The organism is Pseudoflavonifractor hominis, from assembly GCF_014288125.1.
Taxonomy (GTDB): domain Bacteria; phylum Bacillota; class Clostridia; order Oscillospirales; family Oscillospiraceae; genus Pseudoflavonifractor_A; species Pseudoflavonifractor_A gallinarum.
Genome location: NZ_JACOPR010000003.1, coordinates 60,435 through 86,631 on the forward strand (window position 1 = coordinate 60,435; position 26,197 = coordinate 86,631).

Annotated in this window: 25 protein-coding genes and 3 tRNA genes; 14 read left to right on the plus strand and 14 right to left on the minus strand. The window is 62.3% G+C overall.

Annotated features, from left to right (window positions below; translation table 11 throughout):
• Positions 1 to 19 precede the first annotated feature (19 nt).
• Together H8S34_RS05610 and H8S34_RS05615 are read right to left on the minus strand one after the other, a co-directional pair.
• On the minus strand, positions 20 to 706 hold the full coding sequence (locus H8S34_RS05610) for a response regulator transcription factor (protein ID WP_101691230.1): 687 nt from the start codon (positions 704 to 706) through the stop codon (positions 20 to 22).
• 33 nt (positions 707 to 739) lie between these two features.
• Positions 740 to 2,140 (minus strand): hypothetical protein, encoded by a 1,401-nt coding sequence (locus H8S34_RS05615; RefSeq protein WP_186963282.1) that lies wholly within the window; start codon positions 2,138 to 2,140, stop codon positions 740 to 742.
• A gap of 229 nt (positions 2,141 to 2,369) precedes the next feature.
• On the opposite strand from H8S34_RS05615, the gene H8S34_RS05620 reads away from it, so the two are divergent.
• The 4 genes from H8S34_RS05620 to H8S34_RS05635 all read left to right on the plus strand — a co-directional run bounded on the left by H8S34_RS05620 (position 2,370) and on the right by H8S34_RS05635 (position 3,979).
• Positions 2,370 to 2,456 (plus strand) — tRNA-Leu (locus H8S34_RS05620).
• A gap of 308 nt (positions 2,457 to 2,764) precedes the next feature.
• A complete protein-coding gene (locus H8S34_RS05625; RefSeq protein WP_101691228.1) occupies positions 2,765 to 3,271 on the plus strand; it encodes a hypothetical protein in 507 nt (168 codons plus the stop codon).
• Between the two features lie 222 nt (positions 3,272 to 3,493).
• Entirely contained in the window at positions 3,494 to 3,763 is a 270-nt protein-coding gene (locus H8S34_RS05630) for a hypothetical protein (RefSeq protein WP_186963283.1), read from the plus strand.
• Between the two features lie 128 nt (positions 3,764 to 3,891).
• Positions 3,892 to 3,979: transfer RNA gene (locus H8S34_RS05635), tRNA-Leu, on the plus strand.
• 119 nt (positions 3,980 to 4,098) lie between these two features.
• Here the strand turns inward: H8S34_RS05635 and H8S34_RS05640 are convergent.
• The 3 genes from H8S34_RS05640 to H8S34_RS05650 form a co-directional block, all read right to left on the minus strand.
• Positions 4,099 to 5,763, minus strand: coding sequence for a nucleoside kinase (locus H8S34_RS05640; RefSeq protein WP_366485695.1), 1,665 nt, complete (start codon positions 5,761 to 5,763; stop codon positions 4,099 to 4,101).
• Positions 5,764 to 5,863: 100 nt separating this feature from the next.
• Positions 5,864 to 5,939 (minus strand) — tRNA-Ala (locus H8S34_RS05645).
• A gap of 133 nt (positions 5,940 to 6,072) precedes the next feature.
• The gene (locus H8S34_RS05650) at positions 6,073 to 6,549 is read right to left on the minus strand and encodes a pyridoxamine 5'-phosphate oxidase family protein (RefSeq protein ID WP_186963284.1); all 477 of its coding nucleotides are present in this window, start codon (positions 6,547 to 6,549) and stop codon (positions 6,073 to 6,075) included.
• 146 nt (positions 6,550 to 6,695) lie between these two features.
• Here H8S34_RS05650 and H8S34_RS05655 point away from each other — a divergent pair, with 146 nt between their 5' ends.
• The 9 genes from H8S34_RS05655 to H8S34_RS05695 all read left to right on the plus strand — a co-directional run bounded on the left by H8S34_RS05655 (position 6,696) and on the right by H8S34_RS05695 (position 13,259).
• Positions 6,696 to 7,076, plus strand: coding sequence for an ArsR/SmtB family transcription factor (locus H8S34_RS05655; protein WP_101691225.1), 381 nt, complete (start codon positions 6,696 to 6,698; stop codon positions 7,074 to 7,076).
• A gap of 27 nt (positions 7,077 to 7,103) precedes the next feature.
• Positions 7,104 to 7,322, plus strand: a complete 219-nt coding sequence (locus tag H8S34_RS05660; RefSeq protein ID WP_101691224.1) for a heavy-metal-associated domain-containing protein — start codon at positions 7,104 to 7,106, stop codon at positions 7,320 to 7,322.
• Positions 7,323 to 7,380: 58 nt separating this feature from the next.
• Positions 7,381 to 9,237, plus strand: a complete 1,857-nt coding sequence (locus H8S34_RS05665; RefSeq protein WP_186963285.1) for a heavy metal translocating P-type ATPase — start codon at positions 7,381 to 7,383, stop codon at positions 9,235 to 9,237.
• 121 nt (positions 9,238 to 9,358) lie between these two features.
• On the plus strand, positions 9,359 to 10,177 hold the full coding sequence (locus tag H8S34_RS05670) for a hypothetical protein (RefSeq protein ID WP_186963286.1): 819 nt from the start codon (positions 9,359 to 9,361) through the stop codon (positions 10,175 to 10,177).
• A 162-nt stretch (positions 10,178 to 10,339) separates the two neighbouring features.
• Entirely contained in the window at positions 10,340 to 11,038 is a 699-nt protein-coding gene (locus H8S34_RS05675; protein WP_186963287.1) for a histidine phosphatase family protein, read from the plus strand.
• 8 nt (positions 11,039 to 11,046) lie between these two features.
• A complete protein-coding gene (locus H8S34_RS05680; protein WP_353654810.1) occupies positions 11,047 to 11,580 on the plus strand; it encodes a bifunctional adenosylcobinamide kinase/adenosylcobinamide-phosphate guanylyltransferase in 534 nt (177 codons plus the stop codon).
• A complete protein-coding gene (locus H8S34_RS05685; RefSeq protein WP_186963288.1) occupies positions 11,562 to 12,320 on the plus strand; it encodes an adenosylcobinamide-GDP ribazoletransferase in 759 nt (252 codons plus the stop codon). The genes H8S34_RS05680 and H8S34_RS05685 overlap by 19 nt, the downstream gene beginning before the upstream one ends.
• Positions 12,317 to 12,679: a bifunctional adenosylcobinamide kinase/adenosylcobinamide-phosphate guanylyltransferase gene (locus tag H8S34_RS05690; protein ID WP_101691219.1), complete on the plus strand. Its 363-nt coding sequence runs from the start codon at positions 12,317 to 12,319 to the stop codon at positions 12,677 to 12,679. Before H8S34_RS05685 ends, H8S34_RS05690 begins: the two co-directional genes overlap by 4 nt.
• Before the next feature lies 1 nt (position 12,680).
• Positions 12,681 to 13,259, plus strand: a complete 579-nt coding sequence (locus H8S34_RS05695; protein WP_186963289.1) for a histidine phosphatase family protein — start codon at positions 12,681 to 12,683, stop codon at positions 13,257 to 13,259.
• Between the two features lie 85 nt (positions 13,260 to 13,344).
• On the opposite strand, the gene H8S34_RS05700 is transcribed toward H8S34_RS05695, so the two are convergent.
• The 9 genes from H8S34_RS05700 to H8S34_RS05740 form a co-directional block, all read right to left on the minus strand.
• Positions 13,345 to 15,798 (minus strand): transglutaminase-like domain-containing protein, encoded by a 2,454-nt coding sequence (locus H8S34_RS05700; protein ID WP_186963290.1) that lies wholly within the window; start codon positions 15,796 to 15,798, stop codon positions 13,345 to 13,347.
• Between the two features lies 1 nt (position 15,799).
• Positions 15,800 to 17,161, minus strand: a complete 1,362-nt coding sequence (locus tag H8S34_RS05705) for a leucyl aminopeptidase family protein (RefSeq protein WP_235964233.1) — start codon at positions 17,159 to 17,161, stop codon at positions 15,800 to 15,802.
• Positions 17,162 to 17,239: 78 nt separating this feature from the next.
• On the minus strand, positions 17,240 to 18,211 hold the full coding sequence (locus H8S34_RS05710) for an ABC transporter ATP-binding protein (RefSeq protein WP_101691215.1): 972 nt from the start codon (positions 18,209 to 18,211) through the stop codon (positions 17,240 to 17,242).
• Positions 18,211 to 19,206 carry an ABC transporter ATP-binding protein gene (locus tag H8S34_RS05715; protein ID WP_101691214.1) on the minus strand — a complete coding sequence of 332 codons (996 nt, stop codon included), beginning with the start codon at positions 19,204 to 19,206 and terminating at the stop codon, positions 18,211 to 18,213. Before H8S34_RS05715 ends, H8S34_RS05710 begins: the two co-directional genes overlap by 1 nt.
• A 9-nt stretch (positions 19,207 to 19,215) precedes the next feature.
• Positions 19,216 to 20,157, minus strand: a complete 942-nt coding sequence (locus H8S34_RS05720) for an ABC transporter permease (RefSeq protein WP_186963291.1) — start codon at positions 20,155 to 20,157, stop codon at positions 19,216 to 19,218.
• 2 nt (positions 20,158 to 20,159) lie between these two features.
• A complete protein-coding gene (locus H8S34_RS05725; protein WP_101691212.1) occupies positions 20,160 to 21,098 on the minus strand; it encodes an ABC transporter permease in 939 nt (312 codons plus the stop codon).
• Between the two features lie 195 nt (positions 21,099 to 21,293).
• Entirely contained in the window at positions 21,294 to 22,973 is a 1,680-nt protein-coding gene (locus H8S34_RS05730) for a peptide ABC transporter substrate-binding protein (protein ID WP_186963292.1), read from the minus strand.
• A gap of 47 nt (positions 22,974 to 23,020) precedes the next feature.
• Positions 23,021 to 23,965: a Gfo/Idh/MocA family oxidoreductase gene (locus H8S34_RS05735; RefSeq protein ID WP_186963293.1), complete on the minus strand. Its 945-nt coding sequence runs from the start codon at positions 23,963 to 23,965 to the stop codon at positions 23,021 to 23,023.
• 20 nt (positions 23,966 to 23,985) lie between these two features.
• Entirely contained in the window at positions 23,986 to 25,128 is a 1,143-nt protein-coding gene (locus H8S34_RS05740) for an ROK family transcriptional regulator (RefSeq protein WP_207724910.1), read from the minus strand.
• Between the two features lie 211 nt (positions 25,129 to 25,339).
• On the opposite strand from H8S34_RS05740, the gene H8S34_RS05745 reads away from it, so the two are divergent.
• Positions 25,340 to 26,092, plus strand: a complete 753-nt coding sequence (locus H8S34_RS05745; protein WP_101691208.1) for a copper homeostasis protein CutC — start codon at positions 25,340 to 25,342, stop codon at positions 26,090 to 26,092.
• Positions 26,093 to 26,197 lie beyond the last annotated feature (105 nt).

A 26,197-nucleotide genomic window follows, 5' to 3' on the forward strand; every position in this document is an offset into this window, starting at 1 on the left:
CGGATAAAAGATAGCAGCCTCAGGCGCCCCACTTGTAGCCGTACCCCCACACCGTATTGATGTAGGTCGGATTCGTGGGATCGTCCTCGATCTTGATGCGCAGACGGCGGATATTCACGTCCACGATCTTCAGCTCACCGAAATAGTCCCGGCCCCACACCGTATCCAGGATCTCCTCCCGGGAGAGGGCCTTGCCGGGGTTGTCCATAAAGAGCTTGACAATGGAGTACTCCACCTGGGTCAGCTTGACCCGCTGGCCATTTTTCTCCAGGGTGCGGTTGCGGGTATTGAGCAGGAAGGGCGGCTGGTTAATCTCATCGGTGTTCTCCAGCACCACGCCGCCGGCCCGGCGGTAGAGGGCGTCCACCCGGGCGGTGAGCTCCGCCGGGGAGAAGGGTTTGGTCACATAGTCGTCCGCCCCGGTCATCAGCCCCGTCACCTTGTCCATCTCCTGGGTCCGGGCGGTCAGCATGATGATGCCGATCTGGCTGTTGCTGGCCCGGATGCGGCGGCAGACCTCAAAGCCGTCGATGCCGGGGAGCATGATGTCCAGCAGGGCCACCTTGATGTCCGGATTCTGCTGGAGCAGCTCCAGGGCCTCTTCGCCGGTCCCCGCCTCGATGGTCTCATATCCAGCCCGTTTCAGGTTGATGACCACAAAGCTGCGGATATTGGCCTCATCCTCCAGGACCAGTACTTTTTTCATGTCTTGTTCCTCCTTACTTCCTTCCGCGCTTCCTCAGTCAAAGGAGTCCCAGTCGGTCTGAATGATCCGGAAGTGCTCCCGCACGCCGGCCTCGTCCAGGCCGCAATCCCAGCCGTCCATCAGCTCGGCGGCATAGATCACGGTGGGATTGTCCTCTCCGCTGTCTCCCAGCCGGAACCGGCCGGGCAGGCTGCCCCGGCTCACCCGGTTGCTGCCCGAAAGGCGGTAGATGGTCAGAAACGGGATGGGCTCCGCGCCGCTCTCCTTATCCCAGTAGGAGAAGATGACGGCCCGCTCTCCCCCGCCCGCCGCATCGCTGCGGGAGAGGGTGATCTTCCCCTCCCACTCGTCCGGCAGGATCAGGTACCATCCGTCCTGCTTGTTGTAATAGGTCGTGCACACATAATATGGAGTGCCGCTGATGTCATACTGGCTCCACCGGTTGAGCCAGAAATTCGGGGCACTGCCGCTGGGGCGGTACTCCTCCACCGCGGCGGAGGTGGCCAGCTCCAGAATGCCGTCCTGATTGATGTCGGTGGGTTTGAGGGCCGCGTAGATATTGAGGGTCCCCTCGCTGGTATTGCTCTCCGGCTGGAGCGTGATATTGCGCAGCTGCTTGCGCGCATTCGGCTCCTTCTGTTCCCAGACCAGAATATCGGTGACCTGTCCGCTGCTGGTCTCGTTGATTCCATTGGACAGCTCGCTGGTCACAAAAAGAGCGGGGACGGCATCCCGCAGATAGCCCTTGCGCATACCCTCATCCTGTACCGCACCGATATTTTTGGACAGCGGCGCGGCAGAATCCGGCTCCATCAGGCCATCCCGGAAATCATACAGCTCTACCTCGCTGCCTCCCTCCGGCTTGGTGTTGAGGATGAGGACCTCCTCATTGTCATCCCGGTCCATGTCGTAGAGCTTGAAAGCGGTGTAGTCGGTCCGCAGCAGCTCCACCACCTGTTCGCTGGACACCGAGTAGGCCGAGAGGAAATGGAGCTGATCGCTCAGCTGCCAGCTCACCACTACCTCTTTATCCGGCAAGTCATCCAGATTGACATAGTCGATGTAATTGATCCCGGTCCCCGGGCCCTCGATGACGGCCTCCAGCTCATAGGTCTCCCCCATCTGGCGGTAGATATAGATCTTGGGCTGGCTCTCCTCGCCCGTCATACGAAAAAAGGCAATGGCGGAATCCACCACGCCGTCTCCATCCATATCCTGAAGCTGGATATTCTGAATATTTTCCCCGCCCAGCGGTGCGCAGTACTCCGCTCCTTGACTGAGCACCTCGTTGATCTCGCTGGTCAGGTTCTTGAACTCCCGGGGAAGTTCCGGCAGTCGGTACAGGTTATCGTCTGACTGCTGGGCGCACCCTGCCAGCAGCAGACACAGCGCCGCAGGCAGGAGGCACCGCCTCCTGATCTTGTGTTCTTTCATAGTGCGTGACCTCTCACGTAAAAATCCAAGCCACGGCCGGAGAAATCTGCATTTCCCCCATTTTACATGCCGGACCAGTCATTCAGTACAGAATATTGTAGCATAGTTTCCGGTCGAATGGTATGCCTAATTGTAATTTTACCCCCTCTTCCAACCGCCCTTCTTCTGCTCTGACGCAAATTTTCTCTTGTCAAACGATATGGTTTCCTGTATAATATAAAATCGATCCGCCGGTATGATGGAATTGGTAGACGTGACGGACTCAAAATCCGTTGGTGGCGACATCGTGTCGGTTCGAGTCCGACTACCGGCACCAGCTCGTCGCAAGCGACATATCGCTTGCGATGAGCTTTTTCATTTCATTGCAAAGCTCATCGCGCGCTCATTCTGCTGCTCTTCGATTTGGCATTGGGTGCGAACCTGAAAGCTGCGGCATCTATACTGTTGCAATATTCCACGTGGTCGCAAAGTTTCCTTTGCGACCACGTCTTTTTATGCCCATAGCAAAAAAGACGTCATCCGCCCGCTCCCAACACTGCTCCTCCTTTCCAAATGGATTTGGTCATGGTAAAATGAAAGAAAACGTCGTGAAGTGTGCGTCCCAGGTGCGGGGAGGTATCTGAGATGAAAAAGCCAAGCAAAAAGAAGCTTTCATTCGCACTCACCGCGTTACTCGTCTTATTCCTGCTGAGTGCCTACGCCTGGTACACAAGACCCGTGACGCTCCCGGCACTTTATCCCATGTTAAAACCTGAGCAGTGCACACAGATCCAGGGGTATTATGAAATTGGAATGCAGCCGGAGCAATCCAATTTCACGATCACGAAGGACAGTGCAGAATTTGAACAGCTTTGGGATCTGTTCTATGACCAGAGCTATCGCCGCAGTCTCAAGGATCTTCTGCCCAGGGGTACGAGGATCCATCGGACCGAAGAGGATGATTTTCAATGGACGGTCGATGTTCTCTTTGAGGACATTGCATTTCCCGACGGAAGCACCGGCTCCGGCACGATGCTGCATTTTACCTATTGGTACGGTACCTTTGAACTATTTTTCGACGGAGAGACGCACATTTACCGGGTTCCTGAACCGGAGCGCTGGGCCGCTCAGGTCCTTGCGATCATACAGTGAACACCAAACTGCGGAGCGAAAAATAGGAGGGGTACCATGAAGGAGCCGAAGGAATTCTCCTATTGGAAACATCCATATCAAAAATGGCTGCTTTTCTTGGCCGGAGTAATCCAACTCCTGTGTCTGTTCCTGAATGTGCGGGAATTTCCGGAGTACAGGCACCTTTTGGAGATTGGATTTCTCAACGCTTCCCAATGGGAAAGCTATTTTGTCGGGCAGTGCATGCAGTGCGCGCTGAATATTCTGTTGATCGTGCTCTTTTTCGGGTGCCTGCTGATCGGCAGCTTTGCGCGGAGCGCCCCATCGGCCCGGCGGGCGGAGGGGATCCTCCTGCTGTGTAAGGCCGCGCTCTGGGGCGTAGCCGGTCTTCTGTTGCGCTTTCCGGCCTTTGGAACCACCTGTTTTATCTGGGGGCTGATCCTGATTGCGCTTCTCTGCTGCGGAGCTTTTTCTCTCTGGAAGAGCCGCAAAAAGCCCGCCAACCTCGATTGACGTCGCGCCGTTTTCCCCTCTGCCAGGGCTCGTTTTCAAAACAGAAAGAAAAAAATAAAAAAAGGTTGACAGACGGAATATCTCGTGGTAATATATTACCTGCGCTGAGCGGTGCACGGCGCAGATATGCACGAGTGGTGGAATTGGCAGACTCGCTAGATTCAGGTTCTAGTGTGCATTACGCACGTGCGGGTTCAAGTCCCGCCTCGTGCACCAAAATAAAAGGACATCCTTTCGGATGTCCTTTTATTTTTTCGATCCACACGCAAAGGAGCGGTTCCGCACAAAACGGAACCGCTCCTTTATTATCTGTATTTTCGTGCTCTCCGGTATGCTCACACCTGGTAGCATCCCCCGCCGATGAACTCCCGCAGCAGCGAGGTCTTGGGCACATCGTCCGCGGGCAGGGGGAGGAAATAGCTCAAAAACTTCAGCAGCCGTTTGGCCTCCAGGTATTCCGGGCAGTCCTTGGGGACGCCGAACAGCAGAGGCTCAATATAGGGCTTGAGCAGGGCGATCTCATAGATCAGGGCCGAATTGAACACCACGTCCGCGCTGTCCTGGAAGGGGAAGATGTTGGCCTCCTCTCCCCGCCGGACTGAGGGCCACATCTGGATGGTCGCCCGTGCCCCATAGCCGCGGGTCCTGGCATCCCGCTCGATCCGCCGGAGCAGGCGGGCATCCGTGGTGGGGATGCGGTTGTGGTCATCGACATTCAGTGTGGTGAGACAGCTGATATAGATCTTGAATTTACTCTCCTTGGGCAGGGAGTGAGAAAATACGTCATTCAGGCAATGGATCCCCTCGATGACCAGAATGTCCTTCTCGCCCAGGGTCAGGGTATTTCCGTTGTACTCCCGGATGCCTTTTTTGAAATTGAACTGGGGCATCTCCACCGTCTCGCCCTGCAAAAGCCGGGACATATCCGTGTTGAACTGCTCCACATCCATGGCGCCCAGGCTCTCAAAGTCATACTGGCCGTGCTCGTCCCGGGGGGTCTCCTCGCGGTTTTTGAAGTAGTTGTCCGTGGCAATGGCATGGGGCCGCAGTCCGCAGGCCATCAGCTGGGTGCACAGGCGGTGGGAGAAGGTGGTCTTTCCAGAGGAAGAGGGCCCCGCGATCATGACGAAGCGGACATCCTTGCGCCGTGCAATGGTCTCGGCGATGTCGCCGATCTTCTTCTCCATCATGGCCTCGCTGGTCAGGATGATCGGGGCCGCATCTCCCTGGCAGATGGCCTCGTTGAGATCGGCCACATTGGAGATGTGCAGGGCCTCGGCCTTGCGCTCACCGTCGTACATGGTCTGGAACACCTTGACCGAGGGCTCAAAGGGGGCCAGCTGATCCGGCTTCTGGACGTCCGGCAGGCGCAGGACAAAGCCGCAGTCAAACAGCTCCAGCCCAAAGCACCGCACATATCCGGTGTCCGGGACCATATAGCCATAGAAATAGTCCGCAAACTCCCCCAGCGAATAGTAGTTGACCCGGGAGCTGATCCGGCAGCTGAGCAGCTTGGCCTTGTCCTGGAGCTTCCGCGCCTCAAAGAGCGCGATGGCGTCGTCGGTGGGAATGGAGTGCTTTTGGATGGGGATGGCCTGCTCCGCCAGCTCGCGCATACGCTCCTCCACCCGATTCAGCAGGGCCTGGTCCAGCTGGAAGGCCCCTTTGGCCCGGATGAAGAGCGCATGGCTCAGGGAGTACTCCACGCAGATGCGCTCGATCTGATCCCGTCCCACAATATCATAGAAGGCCTTGAGCATCAGGAAAATGACGCTGCGCTCATAGGTCTGCATCCCTGGCTTGTCCTGGATAGTCAGCATGCGCAGCGTGCAGTCCCGGTCCAGCTTCTTTTGCAGCTCACACAGCTTTCCATCCCGCTGCACCAGCAGAATGTCGCTGTGGTATCCCCCCTGTACCTCCCGGGCAATGGTCTGGTAGGAAGTCCCGGCGGGATACTGGCGTTGGACGCCGTCCACCGTTACCGAATACATATGGTCCATATGCGCTTCTCCTTTTCCAATTTGGTCTCCCGTAGTTTATGTTCGGAGTATAGCAAAAAACTCGTTTCTTTTCAGAAACGAGTTTTTTGTTCTTTCAAATTGGTGGAGATAAGCGGGATCGAACCGCTGACCTCTTGAATGCCATTCAAGCGCTCTCCCAGCTGAGCTATACCCCCATATTCACTTGCCGTGCCGCCGGACCGGCGACTCAACGTAGGATATTATACCCGCCTCTTCCACATTTGTCAAGCATTTTCTTTCTCTTTTTTTGGCCCCTGCTCCAGCGCAGCAGGGGCCGTTCTCTTTTTCTCACGGTTCTGGCCTGGCGGGCGCTCTCCAGCCCTTCCCCCAGATCTCCTGAATACGGATCCGGAACAGGGCGGTCTGTGAAAAACAACCCCGGTTCTGTGCCCGGAACTCCTCCTCCGGCTCGGGACGAAACTTCTGGCTGAACACCCGCAGTCCCTCCCAGCGCGCCGCTTCCTCCAGCACCTCTTCCGCCGTTCCAAAGACCACTGCGCTCTCATATTCGGTGGTGTACTGCTCGGGGATTACCCGGGCATGGCCCACCGCCGTGACGCAGACCTGGGGACAGGCGCGCAGACAGTCCATCTTCTTGCCCTCCCTCGCACAGTGAAAATAGAGCCACTCCCCCGCCCGGGTCATGTTGACCGGTACGGCATATGGCGTTCCATCCGGTTGTGTCATAGAGAGGGTCATCCACTCCGTCTGATCCAAAATCCGGAGCGCCGCTTCCCGCTCCAATGCACGGTCTTTTCGCCGCATATCTTTTCCTCCCATCTTTTTCTTGTGTCTACTATATCTCATCCCGCTCACCCGCGCAAGATTTCCCCTTGACATTTCCCCAATGCCGTATATAATTACATATGAACAATAGCTCATATATTTAGAGAAAGAAAGGAGTATGCACCATGTCCCTCCCCGATTCCCCGTCCCAAGCCCAGGATCTGGACCACTGCGACTATATGCATGTACACGAGGACATTGTCGCACAGGTCAACGAGACCATGCCCGATGAGGAGATCCTCTACGATCTGGCTGAGCTCTTTAAGATCTTTGGAGACTCCACCCGCATCAAGATCCTCTATGTCCTCTTTGAGGCCGAGATGTGCGTGTGCGACATCGCCTCACTGCTGGGCATGTCCCAATCCGCCATCTCCCACCAGCTCCGCTCCCTCAAGCAGAGCAAGCTGGTCAAGTATCGCCGGGAGGGGAAGACCGTCTTTTACTCCCTGGCCGATTCCCATGTGCGCACCATCCTGGACCAGGGCATGGAGCACGTAGCCGAGTAAGCCCCCATTCAGAAAGGAGATCTCACCATGAAAAAACGTTTTTCCTTTACCAATCTGGACTGTGCCAACTGCGCCGCCAAAATGGAGGCGGCCATCGCCAAGCTCGACGGCGTCCACAGCGTGTCGGTCAGCTTCTTCTCCCAGAAAATGACTCTGGATGCCGACGATGAGCGGTTCGACGCCATCCTTCAGGAGGCGGCCAAGATCTGCAAAAAGATTGAGCCCGACTGTGTGCTCCACATCTGAGCCGCGTTCTCGATCCAGTTTGCAAAGACGGGAATGATTTCCCGACAGGAGGTCAACCATGGATTCCAGACAAAAAAAGATGCTCTGGCGGATCCTCGCCGCCGGAGTGCTGTTTCTCATCGCCCTTCTGATCCCGGCCCAGGGATTGCCCCGCCTTCTGCTCTTTCTGATCCCCTACGGGGTCATCGGCTGGGACGTCCTCTGGCGGGCGGTGCGCAACCTGACCCGGGGTCAGATCTTTGACGAGCATTTTCTCATGTCCCTGGCCACAGTGGGCGCCCTGGCCATCGGAGAATACCCCGAGGCCGTGTTCGTCCTGCTCTTCTACCAGGTGGGAGAGCTCTTCCAGTCCTGCGCGGTGGGGCGGTCCCGCCGGTCCATCGCCGCGCTGATGGACATTCGCCCGGACGTGGCCCGGGTGGAGCGGAACGGCGCACTGGAGGAGGTGGACCCGGAAGAGGTCTCCTCCGGTGACATTCTTGTCATCAAGCCCGGGGAGCGCGTCCCCCTGGACGGAGTCATTCTGGAGGGTTCCTCCGCCCTGGATACCGCCGCCCTCACCGGCGAGTCTCTCCCCCGGAGCGTCTCGCCGGGCGCCGACGTGATCAGCGGGTGCATCAACCTGACCGGATTGCTCCGGGTCCAGGTGACCAAGCCCTTTGAGGAGTCCACTGTGGCCCGCATCCTGGAGCTGGTGGAGAACGCCTCCGGACGCAAAGCCCGGGCCGAGGCCTTCATCACCAAGTTCGCCCGGTACTACACCCCTGCCGTGGTGGTGGCTGCCGTCCTGCTGGCTCTGATCCCTCCTCTCTTCTTCCAGGGCGGGTGGGGTGACTGGCTGGGCCGGGCCTGCTCCTTCCTGGTCATCTCCTGCCCCTGCGCCCTGGTCATCTCGGTCCCCCTGGCCTTTTTCGGCGGCATCGGCGGGGCCTCCCGGGCCGGTATCCTGATCAAGGGCGGCAACTATCTGGAGGCCCTGGCCAACACCGAGACCGTGGTCTTTGACAAGACCGGTACCCTCACCCGGGGCGTGTTCAACGTCACCGCCATCCACCCGGAGCAGGAGCGCGAGGCCGATCTGCTGGAGCTGGCCGCCCTGGCGGAATCCTGGTCCGACCACCCCATCGCCCACTCCATCCGGGAGGCCTACGGGGCCGAACTGGACACCAGCCGGGTCACCGGCGTGGAGGAGCGCTCCGGCCGGGGCGTCCAGGTCCAGGTGGACGGCCGGACCGTCTGCGTGGGCAATGACACCCTGATGGAGGAGATCGGCATCGCCTGGCATCCCTGCCACCAGGTGGGCACCACCGTCCACGTGGCGGTGGACGGCGTCTATATGGGCCATCTGGTCATCTCAGATCAGGTCAAGGAGGACGCCGCCGATGCCATCCGCGCCCTCCGTGCCTGCGGCGTGCGCAAGACCGTCATGCTCACGGGAGACGCCCAGGCCGTGGGCGAGGACGTGGCCCGCCGGCTGGGACTGGACGAGGTCCACGCCCAGCTCCTCCCGGCTGACAAGGTGGACCGGGTGGAGGACCTGCTCCGTCAGACCTCCCCCAGAGGGGCCCTGGCCTTCGTGGGGGACGGCATCAATGACGCCCCCGTCCTCTCCCGGGCCGATATCGGCATCGCCATGGGCGCACTGGGCTCAGACGCCGCCATCGAGGCCGCCGACGTGGTCCTCATGGACGACAAGCCCTCCAAGATCGCTTTGGCCATCCGGATCGCCCGCAAGACCCGCTCCATCGTCCGGCAGAATATCGTCTTTGCCCTTGGGGTAAAATTCCTGGTACTGGGCCTGGGGGCCTTTGGCCTTGCCAACATGTGGGAGGCCGTCTTTGCCGATGTGGGAGTCTCGGTCATCGCCATTCTCAACTCCATGCGTGCCCTTCACTCCCCCTCTGAGCCCTCCTGAGCGCAAAAACGCCCCTTTCTCCTTGCATCTGGCCCCAGCGGCTGGTATGATGAAAGTAGAAAGAGGAATGCCCGGTCCCGACCAGCTCAACCCAGGAACTTATGGTAAGGAGGGTGTCAAGATGAAACGATCTGCCGTTCCCATCGCGCTGTCCCTGCTCTTCTCCCTGGCCGCCTGTACTTCCCCCGGCGTGGAAGAGCCTACCCCCACCCCCTCTCTCCTCCCCAGTCCGTCCCCGTCCGCCCCGCTCATCCTCGACGACGGGAAGGGGGACCGCCCCACCATGCCGGAGGACCTGCCTCAGGACATGGCCTACCTCTATGACTTCTTCTTCTCCGAGCGGTATGACCGGCAGGTATCGGATGAATTCTCCCTCACCGGCCGGGAATTGCCCGGGCGGGGCATGTTCCTCCTCTATGAGCCCTATGTGAACCAGCTGGAGGGCGCGGTGGAGACCACCGCCGACGGGGACGGCATGACCCCCTACCGCCTCCGGCAGTACCGCGCCACGCTGGAGAGCGGCACCCTTCTGGTGGGCACCCACTACTATGAGCCCGACCAGTTGGAGTATCTCTCCTACCTCTGGACCGACATCCCCGGGATGAAAACCGTCCGTGAGGTGACGGTGGGCAGCAGCGAGGCCGACCTGCTCCGGGCCTATCCCGAGCAGCTCTACTATCTCACCGCCCAGGAGGCCAGCCCCGGCATCTGGTCTCTGGAGCCCGAATCTGACCTCTCCCCCTCCTTTGACTGCGCCTACACCTGGCAGCCCTATACCCAGGAGAACAACGACTGCCGGGACATCACCTTCTACCTCAAGGACGGCACGGTGACTGCCATCGAGATTTCCTCCCCCTATGAGCTGCGCTATGTCTACGGGTACGACCGGGACGCCGGTCTGGAAACGGCAAATGCAAACCGCGCCGCCCTGGACGGCTGAGCGCAGAATCCGCCCAAAAGCTCTTCGAGCGGGGCGCTTCCCTTTTTCGGAAGCGCCCCGCTCGTTCTCTTTTTTGGACCGGCATCCATTTTTTCTCCCAGGCCTCCCCCCAGTATGCTATAATAGGGTCTGTTGAACATTCACGGACAGAAGGTGACAAATTTGACGCAAGAAACCATGCTCTACGTGGTGCGCCACGGACAGACCATGTTCAATCTCCTGGACCGGGCCCAGGGATGGGCCGACTCCCCCCTCACCCCCGCCGGGGAGGAGGCCGCCGCCCAGCTGGGCCTTGGGCTCTCCCGCTCCGGCGTGGTCTTTTCCGCGGCCTGGTCCAGCGACAGCGGACGGGCCCGGGACACCGGACGCATCCTCCTGGACCATATGGGCCAGCAGGCCCTTCCCCTGTACACCGACCGCCGCCTGCGGGAGTGGTGCCTGGGCGATATGGAGGGCCTGCCCAACCGGCAGTTTCTCTCCTCCCTCCTGGGGCGGGACGGCCGCCCCATCTCCATTCGGGAGCTCAATGCCCGGCTCCCCGAGGCGGTGGAGAGCATCCACACCCACCTGGACTCCACCGGTATGAGCGAGTCCTATGATACCCTGCGCGCCCGCCTGCTGGAGGGCCTTTCCTCCATCGCCCGGGAGACCGCCGGGCAGGGGGGCGGGAATGTGCTGGTGGTCTCCCACGCCCTGTCCATCAAGCTCCTCATCCACCTGCTCTGCCCCGATCGTATGGAGGAGGCCGCCATGCTCCACAACGCAAGCGTGTGCCGCTTCCGCTTTGCGGATGACGGCTTTCAGGCCCTGGAGCTCAACGACACCCGCTATCTGGACGGCTCCGCCGTCCCCGCCCGGTGAGCGCCGTGGTGGCCCTCGTAACCGGCGGGAGCGGGAGCGGAAAATCCGCCTGGGCGGAGGGGCTCTCCTGCACCCTGTGTCCGGGTCCCAAGCGCTACCTCGCCACCATGCGCCCCTTCGGGGAGGAGGCCCAGCGCCGCATCGCCCGGCACCGTGCCATGCGCGCCCACAAGGGCTTTGACACGCTGGAGTGCCCCGACGGGCTGGACGGCCTGCCCATCTCCCCCTCGGACACGGTCCTGCTGGAGGACCTGTCCAATCTGGTGGCCAACCGGCTCTTTTCTCCCCAGTGTCCGGAGCACTGCGGGGAGGTGCTGTGGGCGGAGCTCTCCGCCCTGGCCGACCGCTGTACCCACCTGGTGGTGGTCAGCAATGAAATCACCTCCGACGGCATCGAATACGATCCCTCCACCCAGGCCTTTCTCGCCCTTCTGGGCGAGCTGGACCGGAAGCTGGCCCGGCGGGCCGACCTGGTGGTAGAGGTGGTCTGCGGACTGCCGCTGGTCCTGAAAGGAGAGATCCCATGTTCCACTCCCTCGTGATCGCCTTCTCCACCTACTCCCGCCTCCCCATGCCCCAGGTGGAGTGGAGCGAGAAGAATATGAAATACGCCATCTGCTTCTTCCCCCTCATCGGGGCGGTTATCGGCGGGCTCTTTCTGCTCTGGGTCTGGCTGTGCGCCCAGCTGGGGCTCAATTCTTTCCTGCGGGCGGCCGGATGCGTGGTCCTCCCCCTGCTGGTCTCTGGGGGCATCCACATGGACGGCTTCTGCGACACGGTGGACGCCCTCTCCTCCCACCAGACCCGGGAGCGCAAGCTGGAAATCCTCAAGGACTCCCACACCGGGGCCTTTGCCGTCATCTTCTGCGGCGTGTGGCTGGTGCTGGATCTGGGCGCCCTGACCCAGCCGGAGGCACTGCGGAGCTTTGGCGTGCTGGCCCTTGGCTTTGTGCTCTCCCGGGCCATGAGCGGTCTGGCCCTGGCCAATCTGAAGGGGGCACGGCCCTCCGGGATGCTCCAGGCCTTTGCCGACGCCTCCCACAAGAGCGCGGTGACCGCGGTCATGCTGGTCTTTCTCGTCCTGTCCGTGGCCGGGATGGTCTGGCTCTCCCCGGTGTCCGGGGGCACCGCGGCCCTGGCGGCGGCCCTGTGCCTGCTCCACTACCGCCGCATGTCCTACCGCCAGTTCGGCGGCATTACGGGAGATCTGGCCGGGTATTTCGTGCAGCTGGCCGAGCTGTCCATGGCCCTGGCCGTCGCCCTCACCTGGAGGTTTGTATGAAGCTGTATGTCGGCGGCGCCCATCAGGGCAAAGCCGCCTATGTGAAGGAACAGACCGGCCTCTCTCCCCGGCTCTGCACCCCGGAAGAGGCCCTCTCCGCCCCGGCAGTGGACCAGTTCCACCGCATCTGCCGCACCCTGCTGGAGCGGGAGGAGGATCTGGGACCATATGTGGACCGTCTGCTGGCCGAGAATCCGGACGCCGTCATCCTGTGCGACGAGATCGGCCTGGGCGTGGTCCCGCTGGACCCCTTTGAGCGCCGCTGGCGGGAGGAGACCGGCCGGGCCCTGTGCCGCCTGGCGGCCAGCGCCGAGCGGGTGGAGCGGGTGGTCTGCGGACTGGGATGGAGGCTGAAGTGATATGACGGAATTTCTCTTCCTGCGCCACGGCCGGACGGCGGGCAATCTGAGAAGCAATTACGTGGGCGGCCGGACCGACGAACCCCTCTGTCCCGCCGGGATCGAGGCCCTGCGCGCTGCCCGGGACGCCTGTCCGGAGCGCTTTGCTGCCCAGCGTCTCTTCGTCAGCCCCATGCTCCGCTGCCGGGAGACCGCCGCTCTCTGCTTCCCCCACCTCACCCCCACCCCCGTGGAGGAATTCCGGGAGTGCGACTTCGGCGTCTTTGAGGGGAAGAACTTTCAGGACCTGGAACAGGATCCCCGCTACCGTGCCTGGGTGGAGGGGAACTGCGCCGGTCCCATCCCGGAGGGGGAACACCCGGACGCCTTTATGGCCCGGTGCCGCGCCGCCTTCGCCCCCCTGCTGCAACATCCCGCCCCGGGACGCACCGCTCTGGTGGTCCACGGCGGCACCATCATGGCCATCCTCTCCGCCTTCGCCCGACCGGAGCGGCCCTATTTCGACTACCATGTCTCCAACGGCGGAGGCTACCTCTGTACCGAGGAGAACGGCCTTCTCCGCATCGTCGAGCAGTTCTGAATTTCCACAGAGAAAAAGCGCCCCCCGACGCAGCATGTGCTGCGCCGGGGGGCGCTCTATTTTTGCTTCTATGGAAACACCGGGATCAGGCCTTCTCCTCACAGAGATGGGCGGCGATGCGGGTCAGGAGCTCCACCGAGCCCACATGGTAGCCGCTCACGCCGTAGACCGCCTGGCCCTTTCCGTTGCAGGCCACCGCCAGGGGCGGACGGTCCGGATCGCAGGTCAGGTGCCGGGCCACGGTCTCCAGATCGAAGGCCCAGTCATCTTCCAGCACCCGCAGGCCCGGCCACTTGGCCAGCACACCGGCCAGGGTGCGCTGCTTCAGGCTCTCCTCGCCCCGCAGAAGGAACACCACGTTCACCGGCAGGGCCTCCAGGGCCTCCTGTCCGGCGGAGAGCTCGTTGAGCACGTGCTCGGTGGGCTCGTTGCCCTCCTCCAGCCAGAAGAGGAGGGTGGGCCGTCCGTCCGCCGGGATGACCTCGGTGGTCACGGACTCCTCGGTGCACAGGGTGCGCCCGGTCATGAGGGGCAGGTCCTGGCAGCCCAGCAGATCCTCCAGCGCGAAGGGCCGCAGGCGCAGGTCGGAGCAGATCTCCTCCCCCGCCCGGACCACCAGCTCCCGCCGGGCGGCAAACTGGTTGCCGTTGGGCAGGCGCACCGAGGTCATGAGACGGTACTGTCCTGCGGGGAGCTTCAGGGCATATTCCCCATCGCTCCACCCCTCGTCGGAGAGGGTGAGGAGCTTCCACCCGCCCGACACCCGGCGGGAGAGGCTCCAGTTCTGACGGTAGAGGGGAGCAGGGCCCTCGCTCTGGGTCAGCCGCAGGGTACCCAGGGCCTCCGCACGGACGGTGTGGAAGGCCCCGTCCTGCCAGAATTCCGGCATGCCGTCCAGGGCACGCAGACGGGCGGGGACGCCCAGGGCGCGCAGGATGGCCACATAGAGGATGCGCAGGCTCCGCCCGTCGCAGCGCATGGCCTGCCACGCCTCCATGGGCGTCCAGACCAGGCCGGTGATCTCTCCGGCGTAGACCTTCTCCACTGCCGGGTCCATCCGCTCCTCCAGCGCCGTCCAGAGGGCGGCCGGGCAGGCGCGGAAGGCCGCCTTCTCCCCCTCGCTCAGGGCCTGGAGCAGCGCGCCCCGCCAGGGGGTGAGGCACTCGATCTGGATGCGGGGCGAGAGTACATAGGGCCCGTAGAGCTCCCCGGGCATCTCCCCCTGGGCCGGAGCGTTGCGGAGGTGGTCCTCCAGGATCTCATCGGTGACATCCCGCAGGTCCTTTGCGGTGATGCTGCGGAGCATGGTCTCCCGGCGGGGATCGCCGTCCCGCTCCAGGAAGGCCAGCAGCACCGGGGCGTTCCCCCGGGCGGCCTTGAGCAGGTCCTCCCACTCGGGCTTTCCCTGGCCGGGATGGTAGTGGGAGGCGATGCGCGCCTCCCGCAGCTCCGCGCCACGGACCAGCTCGGCGGCCCGCGCGGCCTTCTGCTCGGCGGTCAGGAGGGCGGGATGGATGGGCTCGTCCTTGGGGGCGTGGACGTCAAACTCGGCCCAGTCGGTCTCCTCCATGGCGGGGTGGACCAGCTCCAGGACCACGGCGCCGTCCACGCAGTCCCCCTCGGCACGCAGGCCGTCCAAGGTGCACAGCACATGGAGATCGCCAAGGCCCAGCTGGGCCCGGGCCTCTCCCCGCTCGTCCGCGGTCAGGGTGGCGATGGTGTGGAAGCTGGCCTCATTGAGGACCTGGAGCTGGAACCGGGCCCCGGCGGCGGGCAGCCCGTCCCGCTCCGCCCGGAAGGTATAGGTCCGGGTGCGGGCATAGCGCTCGGTCTGGTTGTACCAGGTCACCGCCCCGTCGGTCCCCAGGGGCGCGCCGTGGAGGGGGGAGCTCCCCGCGCCGAAGAGCCGGGAGTGGACCAGAATGGCCCGGGAGGCGGCGGTGTTGAACCAGCCCCGGTCCAGAATGGGCTCGGGCTCGCAGGCGCCCAGGAAGCGCCACTCTCCGTCGCACAGGGCCTCCACCCAGGCGTGGTTGTCGTCACAGTGGGCCCAGCGGGGGGAGTACACCTGCCGGGCGGGGATGCCCACGCTGCGCAGGGCGGAGACCAGGAAGGCAGACTCCTCTCCGCAGCGGCCGCTCCCGCTGCGGAACACGGTGAGGGGGGAGGCGGTGCGGTCATCCTGGAACTGGTAGGAGGCGTTCTCATGGCACCAGCGGTTGACCTCCAGCACCTTCTCCGCCACGGTGGGCAGGGGCTCGATCCGGGCGCGGAGGGCGTCGTGGAAGAGGGCGCGGTGGAAGGACAGGTCCTCGTCGTTCACCCGGGGGAAGAGGACATAGTGGTAGAAGATCTCCTCCTCCAGCGCCCCGCACCAGGCGGTATGGGCACGCAGGTGGAGGGCGTGGTCTACAAATTGCAGGAAGAGGTCAAAGGGATACTGGTCCAGATCGCTCTCGGGCAGGTGGGTCATCAAAAACTCCATGGCCCGGCGCTGCTCGTCCGTCAGGGCGCACAGCCGTTCATTCCATCGCTCCATCTCAGTCCTCCCGGGCATAGCCCTTGCACAGCTCATACAGGGTGGTCACGCCCGCGCCGGTGGCGCCGTTGGTCTGATAGGCCCAGCGGGGGGAATCCACCCAGGCGGTACCCGCGATGTCAATGTGGATCCAGGGGCGCTCCTCCACAAAGGCGCCGATGAAGAGACCGGCGGTGATGGTGCCGCAGCCGTCGGTGGAGACGTTGGACACATCGGCCACGGGGCTCTCGATCATCTTCCGGTACTCGGGGAAGGCGGGCAGGCGCCAGTACTGCTCGCCGCTGCGGCCATAGGCGCTCTGGAAGGCGGCGCAGAAGTCCTCGTCGTTGGAGAGGAAGCCGGCGGTGGTGAAGCCGAACATGCCCACCACGGCCCCGGTAAGGGTGGCGATGTCCACCACCTTGGCGGCCCCCTCCTTCTCCACGGCGTAGGTCACGGCGTCGGCCAGGATGAGGCGGCCCTCGGCGTCGGTGTTGCCCACCTCAATGGTCTTGCCCGACATGGAGCCGATCACATCGCCGGGGATAAAGCTCTCGGGGGAAATCCGGTTCTCCACGGAGGGGATGACCACGGTGACGTTGACGGGCACCTGATTCGCCGCCAGCGCCAGCAGCGCGCCACACACAGCCGCGCCGCCCGCCATGTCGCCCTTGATGCCCTTCATGGAGCTGGAGGCCTTGAGGCAGTATCCGCCGGTGTCGCAGGTCACGCCCTTGCCCACCAGGGCGATTGGGGCCTCCCCCTCCTTGCCGCCCTTGTAGCGCAGGACGATGAGCCGGGGAGCGTGGGCGGCGCTGGTCCCCACGGTGAGGAAGGCCTCCATCCCCAGAGCACGGGCCTGGGCCTCATCCAGCACCTCGGTCTCGATGCCCAGGGCCTGGGCCTCCTTCACCATCCGGCGGGCCATGTCGTCGGGGGTGAGCTTGTTGGCCGGGCAGTTGACCAGATCCCGGGCAAAGCAGATGGCCCGGGTGAGGATGTCGGTCTCCCGGAGGGCCGCTTCACATCCGTCGGGGGCGTCCAGATAGAGGGCTACGGCGGGGCCCTCTTCCTTCCAGGACTCGGTGCGGTAGAGGGCCAGCTCAGCACCCTGAACCATGGCGGCCACACCCGCCGCGCCCAGCACGGCATGGACTCCGGCCCCGTCCAGCACGATGCCGGAACCGCCCAGATCCCGGATGGCCTTGACCCCCTTGGCGGCGGCCACGCGGATCTGCTCGGCGGTCACCTTGCCGCTCTCGCCCAGCTCCGCGGTGAGCACGCAGCAGCCCTCGCCGGGCTGGACCTGCTGGCCCGCCTTTCCGCCGCAGGCCTGAAGGCGCAGCTTCCACGGTATGTTCTGTCCCTGATAGCGTTCGATCATGTTCAATTCCTCCTGATCTTAACATGGAAAACAAAACCGCCCCGCCCGCCGCAGGCGGACAGGGCGGTGCTGATTCTATTACTTCTGCACCTCGTGGCAGGCCACAAAGTGACCGGGGGCCACTTCCTGGAAGGCCGGGCTCTCCTGACGGCACCGGTCGGTGGCGTAGGGGCAGCGGCCGGCAAAGCGGCAGCCGGGGCCCAGGTTCACGGGGCTGGGGATGCTGCCGTGGAGCATGATGCGCTTGCGGCTGGTCTCCAGCTTGGGGTCGGCCAGAGGGATCGCCGAGAACATGGCCTGGGTATAGGGGTGGAGGGGATGCTCAAAGATCTCGTCGCTGGTGGTCAGCTCCACCATGCTGCCCAGATACATGACGCCCACACGGTCGGAGATGTGCTTGATCATGGAGAGGTCATGGGCGATGAAGAGATAGGTGAGTCCCCGCTCCTTCTGGAGGTCCTGGAACAGGTTGATGACCTGGGCCTGGATGGACACGTCCAGAGCGGAGATAGGCTCGTCGGCGATGATGAAGTCGGGATTCACCGCCAAGGCGCGGGCGATGCCCACACGCTGACGCTGGCCGCCGGAGAACTCGTGGGGGAAGCGGTTGGCGTGCTCCCGCTGGAGGCCGACGGTCTCCAGCAGGCGGATGACCATCTCCTCCCGCTCCTTGCGGTCCTTGGCCAGGCCGTGGTTGTCGATGCCCTCGGCCACGATGTCCATGACCTTCATGCGCTGATTCAGAGAGGCATAGGGGTCCTGGAAGACCATCTGCACCCGGCGGGTGAACTCCTTGTGCTCGGCAGCGCTCTGCTTGCCCACCACTTCCTTGCCGTCAAAGATGACCTTGCCGTCGGTGGGCTTGTAGAGCTGGATGACGGTGCGGCCCAGGGTGGACTTGCCGCAGCCCGACTCACCCACGAGGCCCAGGGTCTCGCCCTTGTAGATGTCAAAGGTTACGTCATCCACGGCCTTGAGGGTCTGCTTCTTCCCCACGGGGAAGTACTTCTTCAGGTGCTGGACGGAAACCAATACGTTCTTGTCATTCATCACTGATTCTCCCCCTCCGGTTGACATCTGGCGTCGTGGAGCCAGCAGGCGGAGGTGTGGCCCGCTTCAAACTCCGTAAAGACGGGACGGTACTCCTGGCACACCTTCATGGTGTGGGCACACCGGGCCGCAAAGGGGCAGCCCTTGGGCGGATTCATCAGATCCGGGGGCGTGCCCAGGATGGTGTGGAGCTTGTCCGTCTTTTCATGGAGCTTGGGCACCGCGGCCAGCAGGCCCTTGGTGTAGGGGTGCTGGGGACGGTAGAAGATGTCCTCCACGCTGCCCGTCTCCACCACGGTGCCGCCGTACATGACGCACACCCGCTGGGCGATGTTGGCCACCACACCCAGGTTGTGGGTGATGATGATAATGGAGGTGTCGATCTTGCTCTGAAGCTCCTTCATCAGGTCCAGGATCTGGGCCTGGATGGTCACGTCCAGGGCGGTGGTGGGCTCGTCGGCGATGAGGACCTTGGGGTCACAGGCCAGGGCGATGGCGATGACGATGCGCTGGCGCATACCGCCGGAGAGCTCATGGGGATACTGCTTGTAGCGCATCTCCGGGTTGGAGATGCCCACCAGCTCGATGAGCTCCAGAGCCCGGGCCTTCATCTGCTCCTTGCTCATGTCCTTGCGGTGAGCCTTGAGCATCTCCACGATCTGCTTGCCCACGGTCATGGTGGGGTTCAGGCTGGTCATGGGGTCCTGGAAGATCATGGCGATGTCGCTGCCCCGGATCTTGAGCATCTCCCGCTCGGTGAGCTGGGTGAGCTCCCGGCCCTCCAGCTTCACGCTGCCGCCGGAGATCCGGCCGTTGGAGGGGAGCAGGCGCATGGTGGCCTTCACGCTGATGGACTTGCCGCAGCCCGACTCGCCCACGATGGCCAGGGTCTCGCCCTTCTTCAGATAAAAGTCCACACCGCGCACGGCCTTGACCAGTCCGTGGTGGGTCTTGATCTCCACATGGAGATCTTCTACTCTCAAAATATCATCCATGTGTCTCACCTACTTACTCATTCTGGGATCCAGGGCGTCACGCAGGCCGTCGCCCAGGATGCTGAAACAGACCATGATCAGAATGATCACGATGGCGGGGCAGATCAGCAGATAGGGATAGCTCTGAAGCACGGAATAACCGTTGTTGATCAGAACACCCAGGGAGGCCTGAGGCTCGGACAGGCCGATGCCGATGAAGCTGAGGAAGGCCTCGGTGAAGATGGCGCTGGGGATGGTAAACATGGCGTTGATCACGATGATGCCCACGGTGTTGGGGATCAGGTGGCGCAGGATGATGTTCTTCTGGGAAGTACCCAGCACCTCGGCCGCCATGACGAACTCCTGGTTCTTGAGCTGGAGGATGCGGGCGCGCACCAGACGGGCCATGTTGACCCAGCCGGTGATGGCCAGAGCCACGATGATGGTGCCCACGCCGGCGGGCAGCACCATCATCAGCAGGATCACGATGATGAGGTGGGGGATGCCGACCAGGATTTCAATGATACGCTGCATGATGGCGTCCACCTTGCCGCCCAGCAGGGCGGAGACCGCACCGTAGGTCACGCCCACGAAGAGGTCCAGGCAGGCGGCCACAAAACCGATGAGCAGGGAGATGCGGGTGCCGTACCAGATACGGGTGAACTGGTCGCGGCCGTACATGTCCGTGCCGAAGAGATGGACCAGGCTGGGGCCCTGGTAGGTGGCGCTGTAATCGGTCTGTGCAAAGTTATAGGGGCTGAACACAGGGCCCAGGATGGCCAGAGCCACGATGGCGATGATGACAAAGAGGCTCACCACGGCGGCCTTGTTCTGCTTCAGACGGATCCAGCCGTCCTGCCAGGCGGTGAGGCTGGGGCGGCCGATCCGCTCGCGCTCGCCCTGATCCACCTGCACCTTGGTAAAGAGCTCCCGGGGGATGTTCTGATAGTCCATGTTCTTTTCCTGGTTCATGCTCATCCCTCCTTACTGCCCTGGATGCGGATCCGGGGATCGATCACGGAATAGAGGATATCCACGACCATGATGACAAAGATGTAGAAGGCGCTGTAAAACACCGTAATGCCCATGATGGTGGAGTAGTCGTTGTTCTTGATGCAGTCCACGAACAGAGAGCCGATGCCGGGGACCGAGTAGATGCTCTCCACGGCCAGGGAGCCGGTAAGCAGGTTGACCACCACGGGGCCCAGGATGGTGACCACCGGGATGATGGAGTTGCGCACGGCATGGACCATGAGGACCTTGAACTGGCTCAGGCCCTTGGCCCGGGCGGTGGTGATGTAGTCCTGCTCCAGCACGTCCAGCATCTCGGTGCGGATGAACCGGGCAAACATGGCCGTGGCGCTGAAGGAGAGGGCGATGGAAGGCAGCACCGAACAGGCCCAGCTGGTCCAGAAGGCCACCGGCAGGATCTTCCACTGAAGGCCCACATAGTACTGCAGCAAGGCAGCCACAACGAAGTTGGGCACACTCACGCCCAGCACGGCGATGACCATGGTGAAATAGTCAATGCCGCTATTATGCTTCCAGGCGGCAATGATACCCAGGGTGAGTCCCACCGCCAGGCCCAGCAGCACCGCCTGGATGCCGATGAGCATGGACGGACCAAGACGACTGAAGATGACGTCGGCCACCGGACGGCCGGTGTACAGGAAAGACGTGCCCAGGTCGCCCCGGATGAGGTTGCCCAGGTACTTGATGTACTGCACCGGCACCGGATCATTCAGTCCGTACTTTTCCAGCATGATCTCCTGCTGCTCAGGCGCCAGCATGGAGAAGCGCTCGGTATCAAACGGCGTGCCGGGGAGCTGCTTCATCAGGAAAAAGGTAACTGTAACGATAATAAGGAGCGTAAGCACAAGATACACCAGGCGCTTGCCAATGTATTTTAACATTCTGCTTCCCCCGTTCCTTTCTGGAGTTTAAAGAATTGAGGCCCGCGCTGCGGACCGGGTATGGATCTGGAACCGTGGCAGAAGGTCGAACCCCTGCTCGGCCTCCCGCCACGGCTCAGATACGAGTCTGTGCCGTGGGTCTCCCCGGAGCCGGGATGATTCCCGGCCCCGGAGAGTGGAAGCGGATGAGGCAGATTAGCCCTCCGCGCTGTCAGCAAAGTGCGCGAACTTGAACTCGACGGGGCTGCCCAGGGGGTGCATGATCAGGTCCTGGACCTCCGCGCTCTGCAGGTAGGCAAAGCCCTTGTAGTACAGGGGGGACACCACGGCGTCCTCCTCCACCAGCAGCTTCTCGGCGTCCAGCATGCTCTGCAGGCGGGTCTCGGCGTTGGCGTCAGCCTTGGCGGAGAGGATCAGCTCGCTGTAAGCGGGGTTGGCATAGTTGCCGCGGTAGGGAGTGCTCTTGCCGGTCTTGGCGTCGGCGATCCACAGATCCAGGAAGGTCATGGCGTCGTCGTAGTCAGCGCCCCAGGCGGTGATGGCGAACTGATAGTTGTTGTTGTCCATCAGCTCGTTGCGGGCCTTGCTGGTCTTGGAGTCGATGGCGACCTCAATGCCCAGGTTGTCGCGGAACTGGCTCTGAACGAAGGTAGCGATGTTCTTGGTCACGGAGTCGTCGGCGATGAGCAGGGAGAGCTTGGGCTCGGAACCCAGCTCGGCCACGCCCTTCTCCCAGTACTCCTTGGCCAGGTCGGGATCGAAGGAAGAGATGTTGCCGTTGAGCTCACGGAAGGTGCCCTCATCGCTGCCGGACACGCCGAAGGAGACCAGGCCCTCAGAGGCAGCGGAGCCGTCGGCCAGGATAGTGTCAGCCAGGATGGAGCGGTCAATGGCGTAGCCCAGAGCCTTACGGATGTTGGCGTTGCTCAGAGCGGGGTCCTCCATGTTGTACTGGAGGTAGGTGACGCGGAACTCGGTCATGGTGTGGAACTCGGGATCGTCCTTGTACTTGTCCACGTCGGAGGAGGACAGGTTGACCTTGTCCAGAGTACCGGCCTGATAGGCGTTCAGGGCAGCGGAGGCGTCCTTGATGATCTTGACTTCCACGTTGGGGATGGCCACGTTCTCAGCGTCCCAGTACTTGTCGTTCTTCTTCAGCGTGGTGCCCACGGCGGGGTCATAGCTGGTGATGACATAGGGACCGCAGTAGATCATGTTCTCGGCCTTGATGCCGTAGTTGTCGCCCTGCTCGGTGACAAAGGCCTCGTTCAGGGGGAAGTACATGCTCAGAGTGGTCAGGTACAGGAAGTAGGGGGTGGGGTTCTTCAGGTGGACTTCCAGGGTGCGGTCGTCCACCGCCTTGACGCCCACTTCCTCGGCGGAGACCTTGTTCTCGCCGTACTCAGCGCCGTTGACGATGTAGTCGGTCATGATGAAGTTGTAGCCGTTGGTGGCATCCGCGCTCATCTGCTTGAGCCAGGCAAACACAAAGTCGTTGGCGGTCAGGGGAGTGCCGTTGGACCACTCCAGGCCCTCGCGCAGGGTAAAGGTATAGGTGAGGCCGTCCTCGGAGACGGTGTAATCCTCACACAGGGCCTTCTCGGGCTCGTGGTTGGCGTCCAGACGGAACAGGCCCTCAAAGGTGTTGTTCAGGATGGTGAAGGACTGAGTATCCGAAGCGGCCCACTGGACCAGGGTACGGATCTCATTGCTGTCATAGTAGACCAGAGTGTCGCGGGTGGTGGTGGCGGTTCCGGGGTCACCGCTGGTGGTGGGAGTACCGCTTCCGGTATCGCCGCCGGTGAACCCGCAGCCCGCCAGCGTCGACACCAGAAGTGCCGAAGCCAGGACGGTAGAAACGAGCTTTTTCTTCATGTTTCATTCTCCTCTTGTCTTGGATTTGTTAAAATGCATGTGCATACTTAACCTGAAATCAGTTGCTCCGCCTGCTGGCAGACAGCCAGCGCCGGCAAAACCGTGCGGATATCCAGCCTTCCCGGACTGCGTCCCACGCGGAGCTCCTCCAGCAAGGTGTCGATCTGCCGCCCATAGGGGTCCCAGGTGGGGAAGCACTCCTCCTCCATTCCCTGGGGCGTATACCGCCGCCAGCGGTCGGAGGCCAGGCGGCTGTCAAACCGGATGAGTTCATCGGTAAAGGCGGCCTCCACCCCCGCCTCCAGTCCGGAGGCAAAGCCGGATGGAAGACACCAGGAGGCGTAGAGCACCGCGCAGAAGGTGGGATAGCGGAGAAACAGGGTCACGCTCTCCCCTCCCGGTCCTTCGGAGGCCTCCACCCGCTCGGGCGGTCCAAACAGGGAGACCACATAGTCCACATCGTGGATGGCCAGATCAAAGAGGACCCCGCCCGAGCGCTTTGGATCGGCCAGCCAGCCCCCGTCACTCCAATCCGGCCGGGGCTGCCGCCGCCAGAGGGTCAGGGTGTGCAGCCGCTCCCGCCCCGCCGTGAGCCGGTGGGAGAGGGCCTCATAGGCATCCCACGAGCGCAGCACCTGGGCCACCGAGAGGGTGGTGCCGGTCTGTTCTGCCCGGTCCGCCATGGCGATGGCGTCCTCCAGAGAGAGGGCCGCCGGTTTTTCACACAGGATATGGGGCACGCGCCCCATGAGAGCCTCCGCGGCAGAGCGGTGCAGATCGCTGGGCAGACAGATCACCGCCAGATCCGGGCGGTGGGGGAGGGTTTCCAGCTCCTCCGGGCCGGCCAGGATACGGGCGTCTGATGCCCCGGGCAGGGGTTCTCCCCCGCCCCGCCGGCTGATCACCGCCGTGATGGTCACATCCGTCCGCCGGGCCAGCCGCGCGCTGTGGAGGCGGGCCATATTTCCGGTGCCCCAGATCAGGACTTCCATCCCGTGCCCTCCTCCTTATATTATTGGCACATCTCGTCCAGCACATGGCGCAGGGCCAGGGCCCCGCCGCCGATGAGATGGCCGCTGACGCCGAAGCTCTCAAACCGGAGCTGAAAGGTATTCTGCATGTATTCATTGAGCTTGCTGCGGTAATTCCGCTCCACCAGCGTGGAGAAGATCGGGTTCTGACGCAGCATGCTGCCGCACAGGAGCACTACTTCCGGCGCGTAGGTATTGGCCAGCAGGTTGATGGCAATGGAGGTATACTCTACGACCTGGGTGATGAGGGCCACCGCAAAGGGATCTCCCCGCTGAAAATAATCAAAGAGGCCCTTCATGTCGATGTTGGGATAGACGGTGCGGGCCTCGGCCAGAATGGTCCGCTGGGACAGATGGGTCTGGAGGCAGCCCACTTTGCCGCACTCACAGATCTTGCCCGCCGGATTGAGGATGATGTGGCCGATCTCCCCGGCCATATTCTCTCTTCCCCGATAGATCTCTCCGTTGAGGATCACCGCCGCGCCGATACCATCTCCGATGCTCAGCACCACCATGCTCCGGCTGCCGGCGCAGGCGCCGAAGTGGTGTTCCGCCAGAGCGATGGCCTTGGTGTCGTTCTCCAGAACAAATTCATATCCAGGCAGACGGCTGTGGAGATATTGGGTGACCGCCACATTCCGCCAGCGGAAGTTGGCCGAAAACTCCAGCTCTCCCCGGTCGATATCCACAATTCCGGGGACTACCACACCGATGGTGGAGCGCATCTCCCGGTTTCGGTGCTTCTCCAGGAAAGCCTCCAGGCGTGCCGCCATCCAGGGCAGGATCTCCTCCGGGGTGAATTCCCCCTCGGGCACCGGCTCCATCTCATGGGCCCAAAGGCTTCCCCCGGGGTCCACCAGGCCCAGGTGCAGATATTCCCGCTCCAGGCAGACGCTGGTGCAGAAGAGCCGCTCCCGCTCCAGAGAGAGCACCCGGGGAGGACGTCCCACCTGGTTGCCGTTCTCCTTTTCCTGCTCCCGCAGCACGCCGCGGGCCATCAGCTCGTCCACGATGCGTCCCACCGTCACGATGCTCATACCAGTGGCTTCCGCCGCCTGTGCCCGGGACATCTCCCCTGCGTTGCGGATGGCTGCGAGCACCAGTTTGGTGTTATTTCGGTGCATCAGTGTGCGATCCACCTTTTTTCCCGCAACCATATTCCGCCTTCCCTTCCATTTATAACATGATTTAATTAACTCGCTGTACAATTTCTCTCTTTCTGTTCTGTATTATACTCAATATCTCCGCAAATTGCAAGCTCTTATTGACAGATAACACAAATTTCATTATAATTAATGCACCAGGCAAAATTAAATTATTAAGGTGATGTTAAAAATGAGTAGCGTGATTTTGGAGGTCTGCTGCGGCAGCGCAGACGATGTCATCCAGGCCCACAAGGCGGGCGCCCACCGGGTTGAGCTCAACAGCAATCTCTTCCACGGCGGCCTCACTCCCACCATTGGCGAGCTGGTCGTCGCCAAGCGGGAGACCGGCATGAAGATCATGACCATGGTCCGTCCCCGTGAGGGCGGCTTCTGCTACACCGATGCGGAGTTTGCCACCGCCATCGAGGACGCCAAGCAGCTCCTGGCCAACGGCACCGACGGTCTGGTCTTCGGTTTCCTCCATCAGGACGGTACGCTGGACAAGGAGCGCACCCGCATCCTGGCCGAGCTGGCTCAGGAGGCCGGTAAGGAGACCGTGTTCCACCGGGCCATCGACGTGGTCCCCGACTGGAAGGAAGTGCTGGATGTGCTCATCGAGCTGGGCATCACCCGCGTCCTCACCAGTGGACAGGAGCCCGACGTGTCCCTGGGCACCGACACCGTGCGTGAGATGATCCAGTACGCCGCCGGCCGCATTCAGATCCTGCCCGGCGCCGGTATCACCGCCCGCAACATGGACCGCATCATCTCTGAGACCGGCTGTGACCAGATCCATCTGGCCGCCCACAAGACCCTCTCCGACACCTCCGTCAACAACAACCGCGCCATCTATTACGGCGGCGCCCTCTATCCCCCCGAGGATCGCTTCAACGTCATCGACAGCGATTACATCGGCGGCATGGTGGGCCGTCTGCCCGGCTGATCCTGCGTATCCCTTCCCCCGCCCAGATGGGCGGGGGAATTTTTTTGTTCTGTGCGGCATTCTCTCCGCAGTTTGATCCGATTTTCAAAAATAAGGAACGCATGG

Excerpts from the sequence above, each read along its gene's own strand:
- H8S34_RS05745 (WP_101691208.1), top strand. The coding sequence starts at position 25,340 with ATGAGTAGCGTGATTTTGGAGGTCTGCTGCGGCAGCGCAGACGATGTC.
- H8S34_RS05685 (WP_186963288.1), top strand. The coding sequence starts at position 11,562 with ATGTTCCACTCCCTCGTGATCGCCTTCTCCACCTACTCCCGCCTCCCC.
- H8S34_RS05630 (WP_186963283.1), top strand. The coding sequence starts at position 3,494 with ATGCAGTGCGCGCTGAATATTCTGTTGATCGTGCTCTTTTTCGGGTGC.
- H8S34_RS05730 (WP_186963292.1), bottom strand. The coding sequence starts at position 22,973 with ATGAAGAAAAAGCTCGTTTCTACCGTCCTGGCTTCGGCACTTCTGGTG.
- H8S34_RS05695 (WP_186963289.1), top strand. The coding sequence starts at position 12,681 with ATGACGGAATTTCTCTTCCTGCGCCACGGCCGGACGGCGGGCAATCTG.
- H8S34_RS05640 (WP_366485695.1), bottom strand. The coding sequence starts at position 5,763 with ATGGACCATATGTATTCGGTAACGGTGGACGGCGTCCAACGCCAGTAT.
- H8S34_RS05625 (WP_101691228.1), top strand. The coding sequence starts at position 2,765 with ATGAAAAAGCCAAGCAAAAAGAAGCTTTCATTCGCACTCACCGCGTTA.
- H8S34_RS05660 (WP_101691224.1), top strand. The coding sequence starts at position 7,104 with ATGAAAAAACGTTTTTCCTTTACCAATCTGGACTGTGCCAACTGCGCC.
- H8S34_RS05690 (WP_101691219.1), top strand. The coding sequence starts at position 12,317 with ATGAAGCTGTATGTCGGCGGCGCCCATCAGGGCAAAGCCGCCTATGTG.
- H8S34_RS05665 (WP_186963285.1), top strand. The coding sequence starts at position 7,381 with ATGGATTCCAGACAAAAAAAGATGCTCTGGCGGATCCTCGCCGCCGGA.
- H8S34_RS05735 (WP_186963293.1), bottom strand. The coding sequence starts at position 23,965 with ATGGAAGTCCTGATCTGGGGCACCGGAAATATGGCCCGCCTCCACAGC.
- H8S34_RS05655 (WP_101691225.1), top strand. The coding sequence starts at position 6,696 with ATGTCCCTCCCCGATTCCCCGTCCCAAGCCCAGGATCTGGACCACTGC.
- H8S34_RS05610 (WP_101691230.1), bottom strand. The coding sequence starts at position 706 with ATGAAAAAAGTACTGGTCCTGGAGGATGAGGCCAATATCCGCAGCTTT.
- H8S34_RS05720 (WP_186963291.1), bottom strand. The coding sequence starts at position 20,157 with ATGAACCAGGAAAAGAACATGGACTATCAGAACATCCCCCGGGAGCTC.
- H8S34_RS05650 (WP_186963284.1), bottom strand. The coding sequence starts at position 6,549 with ATGCGGCGAAAAGACCGTGCATTGGAGCGGGAAGCGGCGCTCCGGATT.
- H8S34_RS05705 (WP_235964233.1), bottom strand. The coding sequence starts at position 17,161 with ATGATCGAACGCTATCAGGGACAGAACATACCGTGGAAGCTGCGCCTT.
- H8S34_RS05615 (WP_186963282.1), bottom strand. The coding sequence starts at position 2,140 with ATGAAAGAACACAAGATCAGGAGGCGGTGCCTCCTGCCTGCGGCGCTG.
- H8S34_RS05715 (WP_101691214.1), bottom strand. The coding sequence starts at position 19,206 with ATGGATGATATTTTGAGAGTAGAAGATCTCCATGTGGAGATCAAGACC.
- H8S34_RS05725 (WP_101691212.1), bottom strand. The coding sequence starts at position 21,098 with ATGTTAAAATACATTGGCAAGCGCCTGGTGTATCTTGTGCTTACGCTC.
- H8S34_RS05700 (WP_186963290.1), bottom strand. The coding sequence starts at position 15,798 with ATGGAGCGATGGAATGAACGGCTGTGCGCCCTGACGGACGAGCAGCGC.
- H8S34_RS05740 (WP_207724910.1), bottom strand. The coding sequence starts at position 25,128 with ATGCACCGAAATAACACCAAACTGGTGCTCGCAGCCATCCGCAACGCA.
- H8S34_RS05710 (WP_101691215.1), bottom strand. The coding sequence starts at position 18,211 with ATGAATGACAAGAACGTATTGGTTTCCGTCCAGCACCTGAAGAAGTAC.
- H8S34_RS05670 (WP_186963286.1), top strand. The coding sequence starts at position 9,359 with ATGAAACGATCTGCCGTTCCCATCGCGCTGTCCCTGCTCTTCTCCCTG.